Origin of the sequence: Skermanella rosea (assembly GCF_016806835.2) — a bacterium.
Lineage (GTDB): Bacteria > Pseudomonadota > Alphaproteobacteria > Azospirillales > Azospirillaceae > Skermanella > Skermanella rosea.
In genome coordinates this window covers 2,929,175-2,941,298 of record NZ_CP086111.1, presented here as the reverse complement: position 1 = coordinate 2,941,298, position 12,124 = coordinate 2,929,175, and the positions used below count along the sequence as shown (strand labels likewise).

Below are 12,124 nucleotides of genomic sequence, written 5' to 3'. Positions count from 1 at the left end.
TGGTTTTCTTCGTTCAGCGGCTGTCGCGCGGGTCCAGCGCGTCGCGCAGCCCGTCACCCAGGATGTTGAAGCCGAAGACCACCACGAAGATCGCGATGCCCGGCCAGATCGCCATCCAGGGCGCCTGGGTGATGAAGTTCTTGGCGGTGTTGAGCATGCTTCCCCAGCTCGGGTCGGGCGGCTGCTGGCCGAGGCCGAGGAAGGACAGGCTGGCCTCCGCGATGATCGCGGTGGCGATGGTCAGGGTGGATTGGACCAGCAGCGGCGGGAAGATGTTGGGCAGGATGTAGCGGCCGATGATCCGCAGGTCGGAGCAGCCGACCGCCCGGGCGCCCTGGACATAGTCCTCGGTCTTGACCGACAGCACCTGCCCGCGCGCCAGCCTCGCGAAGATCGGGGCGGCGGAGATGCCGATCGCGATCATCGCGTTGGTCAGGCTGGGGCCGAGGAAGGCCGCCAGCGCGATCGCCAGGATCAGGAACGGGCAGGCCAGCACCGCCTCCGTCACGCGGGAGATCACGGCGTCCAGCCAGCCGCCGTAATAGCCGGAGACGACGCCCAGCGGCACGCCGATCGCCAGGGCGATGACGACCGAGATGATGCCCGCGGAGAGCGAGGCCCGGCTGCCGTGGATCAGGCGGGACATCACGTCCCGGCCGACATCGTCAGTGCCCATCCAGTGGGCCGCGCTGGGTGCCTTGCGGACGGTCAGCCAGCTCGACACGTTGGGTTCGTAGGGGGCGATCAGCGGGGCCGCGATCGCCATCAGGACGAACAGCAGCACGATGACGCCGCCGGCCAGCGCCGTCTTGTTGCGGCCCAGCTTGCGCCAGACGCGCGAGCGCGACCGGGGCTTGGCGGAGCGTGTCGCGGTCGCGACCGCGTTGGTTATGCTCATGGCGGTGCCCTCCCTCAGGCGCGGAGCCGCGGGTTCAGCAGGAAGTACAGCATGTCGGCCAGCAGGTTCATCAGGATGAAGGCGGTGCCGGTGAACAGGACGACGCCCTGCACGACCGCGTAGTCGCGGTTGAACACCGCGTCCACGATCAGCTTGCCGAATCCGGGGATGGTGAAGATCTGCTCGGTCAGCACGGCGCCCGACAGCAGTTCGCCGAGCTGGAGCGTGCCCAGGGTGACGACGGGGATCAGCGCGTTGCGGAGCGCGTGCCGCAGCACCACGATCCGCTCCGACAGCCCCTTGGCCCGGGCGGTGCGGACATAGTCGGCCCGCAGGGACGAGAGCATCGCGCTGCGGGTGTGCCGCATCATGATCGCGGCGATGCCGGTGCCGAGCACGAAGGCAGGCATGATCATGGTCTGGATGTTGCGGAGCGGGTCTTCCAGCGGGTTGGCGTAGCCGGACGCCGGCAGCAGGCCCCACTGCACCGACACCAGCATGATCAGCATGATGCCGAGCCAGAAATTGGGGATCGAGATGCCGGACAGGGCCACCACGTTGGCGCCCATGTCCCAGGCGGTGCCCTTGCGCACGGCGGAGACGATGCCGGCCGGGATGCCGATCGCCAGTGCTATGATCATCGCCATGACGGCGAGCTGGATGGTGACCGGCAGCTTGCTGAGGATCAGCTCGGTCACCGGCATGCGGCTGCGGATCGATTCACCCATGTCGCCGGACAGGACTCCGGTCAGCCAGTACCAGTACTGGACCGGTACCGGGTCGTTCAGGTGGTACCGCTCGCGGATCGCCGCCAGCACTTCCGGGCTGCGCTCCTCCCCGGCGATGGCGAGCGCCGGGTCGCCGGGGAGGAGGAGCTGGAGCGAGAAGACGAGCATGGAGATCAGCAGCAGGGTCGGGATGCTGACGGCGAGACGCCGCGCCATGTAAGCCAGCAAGGGACGTTCCTTTGCGTATCCTCGCCCCGCCCCCCGGGAGGGGAGGCGGGGGAACATGGTCCAGGGGGTCGCAGGGTTACTTCTTGAGCGAGACGCCCTCCAGGCGGATCATGCCGTCCGGGTGGGGCTTGAAGCCTTCCAGGGCGGCGGTCATCGCCCAGAACCAGTTCTGGTGGTACATGTAGATGCGCTGCCGATCGGCCAGGTAGAGTTCCGCCGCCTTGGCGTACTCCGCCTTGCGCGTCGCCGTGTCGGTCGTGGTCCTGGCGGCGTTGAGGTGTTCGTCGACCTTGGGATTGCAGTACTTGCCGTCGTTCAGGCCGCCCTTGCACGAGACGAAGGTGTGGATGTTGCCGTCGGGGTCGGCCCGGCCGCTCCAGCCGATCAGGAACGCCTCGAAGTCGCCGCGGGTCTGGCGGTCCAGGCCGGTCGCGAACTCGGTCGCGTTGACCGACACGTCGAACCCGGCCTCTCCCGCCAGCGCCTGGATCACCTCGGCGACGCGCAGGCTGTCCGGGGCGTTGGGGGTCATCAGCTCGACCTTGACGCGGCCGTGGCCGGCTTCCTCCAGCAGCTTCTTCGCCCGCTCCACGTCGCGCTCAGGCACCGGCACGCTCTTGGCGTAGAACGGGTTGGTGGGTGCCACCGGCTGGTTGCCGACGGTGTGCTCGCCCTCGAAACCGACCTGATTGACGATGTTGCGGTCGATCGCCAGTTCGAACGCCTCGCGCACCTTCGGGTCCTTGCCGAGCGGCTGGTCGGCGCGGGGGCCGTTGCCGACGTTCAGGGTGATGCCCTGGTAGCCGAGGCTCGTCGCCTGCTCCAGTTTCAGCGAGCTGTCGCCGCGCACGGTCGGGAGGTCCGCCGGGGCCGTCCGCTCGATGATGTCCAGCCCGCCGGACTGGAGGTTCGCCAGACGCACGGTGGTGTCGGGGATCGGAAGATAGGTCACCCCCTCCAGCGGATAGGCCGAGGCGTTCCAGTACTGCGGGAACTTCTCCAGCACGATCCGGTCCTGGGCGATGCGCTCGACGAACTTGTAGGGGCCGGAGCAGACCGGGGTGCGGCTGAAGTTCTCGCCGGCCTCGCGGGCTGCCTTGGGCGAGATCATCATCCCGGCGCGGTCGGACAGGGCCGCCAGCAGCGGGGCGAACGGCTCCGACAGGTTGAGGCGCACGGTATAGGGATCGACCACGTCCACCGAGGTGACCGCTGCGATCTCGCTGCGCCGGGTCGAGCCGGGCAGGGTGAGCGACCGCTCGATGTTGAACTTCACCGCCTCGGCGTTGAACGGCTCGCCGTCATGGAAGGTGACGCCCTGGCGCAGTTTCAGGGTCAGCGCCTTGTTGTCGGGCGACCAGGACCACTCCGTCGCGAGCTGCGGCACGAAATCGAGGTCGGGGCCGAGGTCCACCAGCTTGTCGCACAGGCTGGTGAAGACGATGCGGCCGACGAAGGACCGGGCCAGATCGGGATCGAGCAGGTCCGGGTCTTCCTGGAGGCCGACGCGCAGGGTCTGCGCGCCCGCGCCGGAAGCGGTGAGGGCGATGAAGCCCGCGGCCAGCAGGCCGGCTTGCCAGTTCTTCATGGTCATAGGTCTCGAAGCTCCCTGTTTTTCCTTGGTGCGCCGGGGCCTCACGGGGCCGGCGCGTCTTCCTGGAGCGCCCTGCGCTCCATGTAGAGGGCGCGGCGCCTGGCGTAGGCCTCGCTGATCGGGCGGGCCGCGGCGGCGGTGGGGCGGGGCAGGGCGTCGATCTCCCGCCAGAAATGGCAGGCAACGCCGTGATCGTCGTCGTTGGCCCCCATCACCGGCTCCTCGGTCCGGCAGCGCTCCCGTGCGTAGGGGCAGCGGGTGTGGAAACGGCAGCCGCTGGGGGGATTGAGCGGGCTCGGCACGTCGCCTTCCAGCAGCTGCCGTTCCGACCGGGCATCGGGATCGGGCAGCGGCACCGCCGACATCAGCGCCCGCGTATAGGGGTGGCGGGGCGAGGAGAAGAGGGCCCGGGTATCCGCAAGCTCCACCATCTTGCCCAGATACATCACGCCGACGCGGTCGGACATGTGCCTGACCACGGCGAGGTCGTGGGAGATGATCACCAGCGTCAGCCCGAGCCGCTGCTTGAGGTCTTCCAGCAGGTTGATCACCTGCGCCTGTACTGACACGTCCAGGGCCGAGACCGGCTCGTCGCCGATCACCAGCTCCGGGCCGGCGGCAAGGGCGCGGGCGATGCCGATCCGCTGGCGCTGGCCGCCGCTGAACTCGTGCGGGTAGCGGTCGGCGTGCCGGGCGGTCAGGCCGACCAGTTCGAGCAGCTCGATCATCCGCTCGCGCCGCTCGGCGCGGGTGCCGAGCTTGTGGACCTGCATCGGCTCGGTCAGGATCTCCGCGACGGTCATGCGCGGGTTGAGCGAGGCGAAGGGGTCCTGGAAGATCATCTGCATGCGGGCGCGGAGCGGGCGCATGCTGCGTTCCGGGATCGTCGCGATGTCCTGGCCATAGAAGCGGACGGTGCCGCCGGTCGGGTCGATCAGGCGCAGGACCAGCCGGGCCAGCGTGGACTTGCCGCAGCCGCTCTCACCGACGATCGCCAGGGTCTCGCCCTTGCGGACGGTGAAGCTGACGCCGTCCACCGCCTTGACGGAGCGGCCGCCTCCGGGCAGCAGCGACTTGGAGGTCGCGAAATGTTTGGTCAGGTTCTCGATCTCGAGAATGTTCTCGGCGGGTGCCGTCTGCATGGCGGTCTCCCTTCTCAAGTCTCCAGCGGCTCAAGTCTCCAGCGGCTCAGGCGGCACGCTCTTCCAGCGGCGCCCTCCAGCAGGCGACGGCATGGCCGGGGGACAGGTCGGCCAGCGGCGGCTCCTCGGTCCGGCATTTGTCCACCGCGAAGGGGCAGCGCGTGCTGAAGCGGCAGCCCTGCGGCATGTCGGCCGGGGCCGGCACCGAGCCGCGGATGGTCGGCAGCCGCCCGATGTCGGCATCCAGGCGGGGAATCGAGCTGAGCAGGCCCAGGGTGTAGGGATGCTGGGGATCGGCGAACAGGTCGGCCACGGATGCCTGCTCGACGATCCGGCCGGCATACATCACCGCCACGTCGTCGCCGACCTCCGCCACCACGCCCAGGTCGTGGGTGATCAGGAGGACCGCGGTGCCCGTCTCGTCCTGGAGGGTGCGGATCAGGTCCAGGATCTGCGCCTGGATCGTGACGTCGAGCGCGGTGGTCGGCTCGTCGGCGATCAGCAGCCGGGGATCGTTGGCGAGCGCCATGGCGATCATCACCCGCTGGCGCATGCCGCCCGAGAGCTGGTGCGGGTAGTCCTTCATGCGCTGCTCGGCGGCCGGGATCCGCACCCGCTTCAGCATCTCGATCGCGTGCCGTTCGGCCTCCGCCTGGCTGACCCGGCGATGGCGCCGGATGCCCTCGACGATCTGGTCGCCGATGGTGAAGACCGGGTTGAGCGAGGTCATCGGCTCCTGGAAGATCATCGCCATCCGGTCGCCGCGCCGCTCGTTCAGTTCATGGCGGTTCAGCTTGAGCAGATCGGTGCCGTCCAGCAGGATCTCGCCGCGGCCGACGACCGCGGTCGGGGCGAGGAGTCCCATGATGGACAGGGCGGTCACGCTCTTGCCGCAGCCGGACTCGCCGACCAGGCACAGGGTCCGTCCGCTCCGCGCCGTGAAGGACACGCCGTCCAGCACGTTGAAGCTGCCGTCGTCGGTGCGGAAGCCCACCTGGAGATCGCGAACCTCTGCGACCGGCGTTCCCGCGGCCGGCACCCCGGGTGCCGGCGTATCGGCCAGTATGGTTTCGGCTCCTTGAAGAGCCATCAGCCCTCCTCCCCGGCCAAGCCGGTTTCCAGAACGGTGTTGATGTGATGGGTGATCGCTGTCACCGCGGTGTCGGGATCGCGGGTCCGCAGCGCCTCGACCACGTCCCAGTGGCGCCGCGCGGAGATCAGCAGCGGGCGGGTTCGGCCGGGTTCCGCCAGCGTCAGCCGGTGCAAGTGGAGCAGGCAACGGCTGAGGATCGCGTCGAGCGCCGGCATCCCGGCCCGGGCAAAGATCGCGAGATGGAACTCGCAGTCCAGCTCGGTCAGGGCGTATTCGTCGCCGGCCTCGGCCACCCGCTCCATGTCCTCGACCACCCTGGACAGGCGCGCGAGGAGACTTTCGTCGGCCAGAGGCGCGGTCCGGCGGATGCCCTGCGTTTCCAGGTGAAGGCGCAGGAACTGCATTTCCCGCGCCTCGGCCGGGCCGGTGACGGACACCGTCGTTCCCCGGTAGCCGCTGCGGACCACGAGTCCATCCTCCTGCAGGCGCAGCAGCGCTTCGCGGACGGTGCCCTGGCTGCATCCGTATTCCCGGGCGACGGTGATCTCCAGCATGGGATCGCCGGGCTTCAGGCCGCCCTTGACGATCTGCCGGCGCAGGTCGTCATAGAGCACGCTGCCCTTGCGTGCCTTGCTGAACTGAACCGTTCCCGCTTCGCCAAGCCGCGCCATGCCATCCCCGTGGAGCATCATTATCGATAACGATAATACGCAGACGGCCGAAACTTGCGCAAGCAGATTATTAACAGAAATTTAATGATTAAACTCGTTGCGCTCTGCCAACGATTTGAACAGCGACCTGCCTAGCGGGGCGGCATCGCGAGCACGCTGGTGCAGGCCGCCGGTACCGGCGCGGGAGCCGGCCGGGACGGCGCGGACCGCGGCTTGGACGGTGCCTTGGCGGGCGGCGTCAGCTTGGCCAGCCACTCCGCCAGTTCGGTCCCGCAACCGTCCCCTTCGGGCGGCGCATCCTGGGAGACGCAGTCGGGCTGGTCGGCGGGGCAGTTGAGCCTGACGTGGAAGTGGGCGTCGTGCCCGTGCCACGGGCGGACCAGCCGAAGCCAGGACCGGTCGCTCCAGGGGCGTTCGCACAGCGCCTGCTTGATGGCGGGGTTGACGAAGATGCGGGCGACGCGGGGATCCATCGCCGCGAACCGGACAAGGTCTGCCTGCTTGGCCGTGAAGCGCCGGGGATCGACCCGCCTCGCCGCGAAATCGACCATGCTGGGCAGGTCGAGGTTTTCGCGCCCGGAGCGGGGCAGGGGCGGCAGGTCGAGACGGAACCAGACGTCGGCATCCAGGCCGATTTCGTGGCTGGCGTGGCCGAACGCCATCGGCCCGCCGCGCGGCTGGGACATGTCCCCGATCAAGGCTATGCCCAGCCCCGCGCCGGCGACGCGGCGGCCGAGATTGAGCAGGTAGTCGACGGTTTCGGGGTGTCCGAAATAGCGGTTGCGCGACAGGCGTACGACCTGATGTCCCGGTCCTTCGGTCGGCAGGGAGCGCGCGCCGGCGATACACCCGTTCGTGTATGAACCGAAGATCCTGGGCGGTCCCGGCGCGGGCGCCGCGACCTTGCCCCAATCTCCCGATTTGCTTGGCTGGGCCTCGGCCGTAAGCCCCGTGCAGAGGGTGATTCCGACGGCAAGCAGGAGGGCCGGAAGCCTGGGCGTCATGGGGAGATCATCTTGAGGTTGGCTATGGCGTTCGGGAGTCTCCCCACGCGTCACCCAGGCGTGTAGCATCGTTTCCTTAATATACGGTTTCCCCACTCAACGAGGGCCGTAGCCGCAGGGAGTAGTCGAATGCCGGACATAATGATCGATGTGCATGACCAGCAGATGCCGGCTTACTTGGCAGAGCCCGACAGCCGGCGCGCCGGCGGGGTCGTCCTGATACACGAGATTTTCGGGCTCAACCGGTCGATGCGCGAGACGGCCGACCGGTTCGCGAAAGCCGGGTTCCTGACCGTCTGTCCCGACCTGACCTGGCGGCAGGGCAACCTGCCGGAGCTGGAGCCGGGAACCGACCAGGCGCTCGAGGAGGGCAGGCGCCGGATGGCCGAGCTGACCGACGAGCAGATGCTGGACGATGTCAGGGCCGCGGTACTTCACCTGCGGGAGATGGGACCCTGCAACGAGCGAGTCGCGACCGTGGGCTACTGCATGGGCGGACGCATCGCCTACCTGATGGCGTGCCGCGGCGACACGCAGGCCAACGTAGCCTATTACGGCACCCGGATCGAAAAGCACCTCGGCGAGGCGGTGAAGCTGACCCGCCCGTTCATGATGCACCTGGGCGCGGACGATCCCTTCATCCCGCCCGAAACGCGCAAGCGCCTGGTGGAGCGGCTGTGCCCCGTTGCGGGGGTCGCCATTCATACCTATCCTGGCGTCGGCCACGGCTTCGCCCGGCCCGGCGCCACCGGGGCGGCGGCGGAGGCGGGCAAACTGGCCGACCAGCGCACCTTCGATTTCCTGGGCCTGTACCTGCGCTAGCGAGGCCGCAGCCACTGGACGGACGCGTCGGGCGCCTCAACATACTGGCAAACGGCTCCTGCCGAGCGGGGCGTATTCCGACTGGAGGCGGATCATGGAGAAAGCGACTTTCGGTGCCGGTTGCTTCTGGGGCGTGGAGGCGGCGTTCCGCCATGTGGACGGGGTGACCGACACGGCCGTAGGCTATCTCGGCGGAACCCGGGACAACCCGACCTATGACGATGTCTGCACCGACGAGACCGGCCATGCGGAGGTCGTCCAGGTCGAGTACGACCCGGCGCGGGTATCCTACGCGCAGCTCCTGGACGTCTTCTGGCAGATCCATGATCCGACCACCCTGAACTGCCAGGGACCGGACGTCGGTACCCAGTACCGCTCCGCCATCTTCACCCATTCGCCGGAGCAGGAGGCGGAGGCCCGGGCATCGAAGGAGCGCGCCCAGGCTTCCGGCCGGTTCGTCCGGCCGATCGTCACGGAAATCACCCCCGCCTCCACCTTCTGGCGGGCGGAGGAGTATCACCAGCGCTACCTGGAACGCCGCGGCATGGCCTCGTGCCACATATGAGGGCTTGCCCGTGAGGTCGGGACGGCGGGGCAGGCTTATCCTGTTCAACAAGCCCTACGACGTCCTCTCGCAGTTCACCGACCGGGAGCATGGCCGGCCTACCCTGGCCGATTACATCGGCATCCCCGGCGTCTACGTCGCGGGCCGTCTGGACCGCGACAGCGAAGGGCTGCTGGTCCTGACCGACGACGGCGCCCTGAACGCGCGGATCGCCGACCCGCGCCATAAGCGGCCCAAGACCTACTGGGCCCAGGTCGAAGGCGTTCCGGACGAGGCGGCGCTGGAATCGCTGCGTCGCGGCGTCACGCTGAAGGACGGGCCGACGCTGCCGGCCGGCGCGCGGCTGATCGGCGAGCCGGCGGACCTCTGGCCGCGCGACCCGCCGATCCGCTACCGCGCCAGCATCCCGACCTCCTGGATCGAGCTGACGCTCCGCGAGGGGCGCAACCGGCAGGTCCGCCGGATGACCGCCGCGGTCGGCTTTCCAACCCTTCGCCTGATCCGGCGGGCGGTGGGCGACTGGTCAGTCGAGGGACTGGCACCCGGCGAATGGCGTGAGATTTCCGTCACCTCCGGGCAGGGAAGCTGATAAAATCACCGGCAATTCCACATCACCGGCGGCCGGGGTATCTCCATGGCGATCGATCTTGCCCAGTTCAGGCTTCCGGGAGCCGTGAGCATGCCGCGCATCGGAGCCACCCCCGTCGTCGTGATCGGGCTGTTGTCGGCGTCGCTGTTCGGACTGTTCTATCTGGCGGCGCTGAACAATCCCGGCATCGTCCGCCCGCCCAAGCCGGTCGCCGCCGTGCCGGAACGGCCGGCCGCGAAGGCCGGGCGCGAGGCGGCGTCGCCCGCGCCCAGCGTTCCGGCACCCCCGGAGGTGCGGGTGCCGGAGCGTCCGAGGCCGGTGACCCGGTCGGAGCTGCGGGAGATCCAGATGCTGCTGAAGGCCGCCGGCTACGATCCCGGCCCGGCCGACGGGCTGATGGGGCCGAAGACGAACGGGGCGATCGCGGCGTTCAGGCGCGACCACGGGATCGCGGCCGGAGTGGAACCGGACCTGACGCTGCTGGAAGCGGTGCGGGGGGCACAGCGGTAGATGCCCGGTGGAGGGTGCGCGTCCCGCGCGCCTCGGGCGGCGAGATGCGCGAACTATCGATCCGCCCGGCGGGCCGCCAGATCGAGCCAGTTGCGCGCCAGCTCGCGGGCGAAGGCTGCGGCTTCCGGCAGGTGCTCGGCGAGGCCGGTTTCCATCTCCCGGGCGACCGCGTCGTAATCCTCGTCCGGGCCGGCTTCGGTCCTGAACATGGCGACCCAGTCGCGGACGATCTCCGGCGTGACCTCGGGATGGAACTGGAGGCCGTACTGGGTATCTCCCAGCCGGAAAGCCTGGTTGGCGCAGTCCGGTCCGGTCGCCAGCAGGACGGCGCCGGGCGGCAGGTCGAAGGTGTCGTAGTGCCACTGCATGATGTGGCGCACGGGTCCCAGCGAACCCAGGACCGCATCCTCGGCGCCGGCATCGGTCCGGTGGACCGGGCAGAAGCCGCGTTCGACCCGGACATGCTTGTAGACCCTCTCGCCATGCGCTCGGGCCAGCAGCTGGGCTCCCAGGCAGACGCCCAGGAGGGGACGTTCCGCCTCGGCGAAGCGGCGCATCAGGTCCATGAGTTCGGGCAGGTAGGGATTGGCTTGGTCGTCGCCCGCGAACTGCGGGCCGCCGAGCACCAGCGCGCCGTCGAAGCCGTCGATGCCGGCGGGCAGGGCTTCACCGTCCGGCGGGGTGACGGTGACGAGGTCGGCGCCGAGTTCGGACAGGTATTCGCCGAGCAGCCCGGCGGGCGCGCGCCGGCTGTTCTGAACCACGAGGATACGCACGATGGCAGGGCTTCACATCTTGTCGAGTGGAAAGATCGGACGGCGGACCCGCTCGAAATGGAGCCGGCCATAATCCGAGGTGGTCACGCCCTCGCCGGCGCATTCCACGATGTGCCGGGCGATGGGCTGGAAGCCGGCACGATAATGGATCCGCGACTTCAGCATGATGTATTTTTTCGCCGCCGGGTCGATGCCGAGGCTGAGCAGGCAGCCCAGGTCCCAGGGCTCGTGGTGGCGCTCGATAAGCACGATCTCGACCGCGCCGGTGTCGAGCACGACCGTGCGCCCCATGCCGACGCGCACTCCGGTATACATCGGCCCCCGGATCGTGTACTCGCCGTCGGTGATGACTCGGACGGTGCCGGTGACGGTGAGCGGCTTCCTTTCCAGGCCGAGCGCGGGCATCGGCAGCCTGCCGCCTATGTCGATCGTGACGCGGGCGCCGACCCCGGCCTCGATCAGCCGGGCGACCGAGGCCGGGTCGTGGATCGCGAAGGCGACGACGTCCTTCAGGCCCTGGCGCATGATCTCCGCCAGCACCGCGGTCACGTCCTGGGTGCCGCCGGAACCGCAATTGTCGGAATGGTCGAGCAGAAGCACCGGCCCGTCGGCGAGAGCAGCGGCCCGCGCGACCGAGCGGGCCAGCGGCTCGGCGCGGTAGACGAACTCCTCCCGGCGGCGCCAAGCCTCGTCCAGCAGGCCGTCGCGGATCGCCTCCGCGCCGGCCCGGTCGCCGTCGGTCACCGTGACCACGCCGATCCCGGCGTCGCGGATGTCGGCATGGGGGAACCCGCCGAAGACGCTGACCGCCAGCGCGCCGGCCTGTTCCAGGCGCCGCGCCTCCAGTACGAGATCGCGCATGGGGGCCTCGGCCGTGCCCATGCGCATCACGTGCGGCAGCATCGGCCGGTTGCCCCAGGCCATGGCCGGCCGGCAGGTCCCCTTCAGGGCGCCCAGCGTGATCCTGCCGACGCGGTCCCCGGTCTCGTACATGTCGACATGGGGATAGGTCTTGAACCCGGCGATGGCGGTCGCATTGGAGACGATCTTTTCCGACAGGTTGCCGTGAAGGTCGAGGGCCACGCCGACCGGCACGTGGGGAGCGGCGGCGCGGACGCGGGCCAGCAGCTCGCCCTCGCCATCCTCGAAGCTGCGGGTCACCATGGCGCCGTGCAGGTCGAGCAGCACGCAGTCGCAGCCGCGGGAAACCTCCTCCAGGATCGAGTCGGTCAGCCGGGCATAGGCGTCGTCGCTGACAGGCCCGCTGGGCCAGGCCTCCGCCGCGACGGGAGTCACGATGTCGGCACCCTCCGCCTCGGCGAGGTCGATGAAGGCGCCCATCGGGGTGGCGGTCTTGCGGTAGGCGCGGAAGGCGTCCGCTCCCCAGGCCGGCCCGCCGTTGCCGAATCGCTCCAGCGGCGTGGGCACGGGAGAAAAGGTGTTCGTTTCGTGCTTCAGCAGCGCGATGACGACACGCATCGGCCTCCCTCCCGTTTCATCATTA

The 12,124-nt window shown here is 69.1% G+C and carries 13 protein-coding genes; 4 read left to right on the top strand and 9 right to left on the bottom strand.

Features of this window, described 5'->3' with window-relative positions; genetic code table 11:
* Window positions 1–13: 13 nt before the first annotated feature.
* The 7 genes from JL101_RS13595 to mepA all read right to left on the bottom strand — a co-directional run bounded on the left by JL101_RS13595 (window position 14) and on the right by mepA (window position 7,358).
* On the bottom strand, window positions 14–898 hold the full coding sequence (locus tag JL101_RS13595) for an ABC transporter permease (RefSeq protein WP_203095567.1): 885 nt from the start codon (window positions 896–898) through the stop codon (window positions 14–16).
* Between the two features lie 14 nt (window positions 899–912).
* Complete coding sequence (locus JL101_RS13590; RefSeq protein WP_203095566.1) at window positions 913–1,854, bottom strand: ABC transporter permease; 942 nt, start codon at window positions 1,852–1,854, stop codon at window positions 913–915.
* A gap of 76 nt (window positions 1,855–1,930) precedes the next feature.
* Window positions 1,931–3,442 (bottom strand): ABC transporter substrate-binding protein, encoded by a 1,512-nt coding sequence (locus JL101_RS13585; RefSeq protein ID WP_203095565.1) that lies wholly within the window; start codon window positions 3,440–3,442, stop codon window positions 1,931–1,933.
* A gap of 47 nt (window positions 3,443–3,489) precedes the next feature.
* Entirely contained in the window at window positions 3,490–4,590 is a 1,101-nt protein-coding gene (locus JL101_RS13580) for an ABC transporter ATP-binding protein (protein ID WP_203095564.1), read from the bottom strand.
* A gap of 46 nt (window positions 4,591–4,636) precedes the next feature.
* A complete protein-coding gene (locus tag JL101_RS13575; RefSeq protein ID WP_203095563.1) occupies window positions 4,637–5,680 on the bottom strand; it encodes an ABC transporter ATP-binding protein in 1,044 nt (347 codons plus the stop codon).
* Window positions 5,680–6,354: a GntR family transcriptional regulator gene (locus tag JL101_RS13570; RefSeq protein WP_228435444.1), complete on the bottom strand. Its 675-nt coding sequence runs from the start codon at window positions 6,352–6,354 to the stop codon at window positions 5,680–5,682. The genes JL101_RS13575 and JL101_RS13570 overlap by 1 nt, the downstream gene beginning before the upstream one ends.
* Before the next feature lie 131 nt (window positions 6,355–6,485).
* Window positions 6,486–7,358 (bottom strand): penicillin-insensitive murein endopeptidase, encoded by an 873-nt coding sequence (mepA, locus tag JL101_RS13565; protein ID WP_228435443.1) that lies wholly within the window; start codon window positions 7,356–7,358, stop codon window positions 6,486–6,488.
* A gap of 129 nt (window positions 7,359–7,487) precedes the next feature.
* On the opposite strand from mepA, the gene JL101_RS13560 reads away from it, so the two are divergent.
* The 4 genes from JL101_RS13560 (at window position 7,488) to JL101_RS13545 (ending at window position 9,844) form a co-directional block, all read left to right on the top strand.
* A complete protein-coding gene (locus JL101_RS13560; protein ID WP_203095560.1) occupies window positions 7,488–8,180 on the top strand; it encodes a dienelactone hydrolase family protein in 693 nt (230 codons plus the stop codon).
* Window positions 8,181–8,274: 94 nt separating this feature from the next.
* Window positions 8,275–8,745, top strand: coding sequence for a peptide-methionine (S)-S-oxide reductase MsrA (gene msrA, locus JL101_RS13555; RefSeq protein ID WP_203095559.1), 471 nt, complete (start codon window positions 8,275–8,277; stop codon window positions 8,743–8,745).
* A gap of 10 nt (window positions 8,746–8,755) precedes the next feature.
* Window positions 8,756–9,334 (top strand): rRNA large subunit pseudouridine synthase E, encoded by a 579-nt coding sequence (locus tag JL101_RS13550; RefSeq protein ID WP_203095558.1) that lies wholly within the window; start codon window positions 8,756–8,758, stop codon window positions 9,332–9,334.
* Between the two features lie 45 nt (window positions 9,335–9,379).
* Window positions 9,380–9,844: a peptidoglycan-binding domain-containing protein gene (locus JL101_RS13545; protein ID WP_203095557.1), complete on the top strand. Its 465-nt coding sequence runs from the start codon at window positions 9,380–9,382 to the stop codon at window positions 9,842–9,844.
* A 53-nt stretch (window positions 9,845–9,897) separates the two neighbouring features.
* On the opposite strand, the gene JL101_RS13540 is transcribed toward JL101_RS13545, so the two are convergent.
* Both JL101_RS13540 and JL101_RS13535 read right to left on the bottom strand, forming a co-directional pair.
* A complete protein-coding gene (locus JL101_RS13540; RefSeq protein ID WP_203095556.1) occupies window positions 9,898–10,620 on the bottom strand; it encodes a type 1 glutamine amidotransferase in 723 nt (240 codons plus the stop codon).
* Between the two features lie 12 nt (window positions 10,621–10,632).
* Window positions 10,633–12,099: a M81 family metallopeptidase gene (locus tag JL101_RS13535; protein WP_203095555.1), complete on the bottom strand. Its 1,467-nt coding sequence runs from the start codon at window positions 12,097–12,099 to the stop codon at window positions 10,633–10,635.
* Window positions 12,100–12,124: the final 25 nt, after the last annotated feature.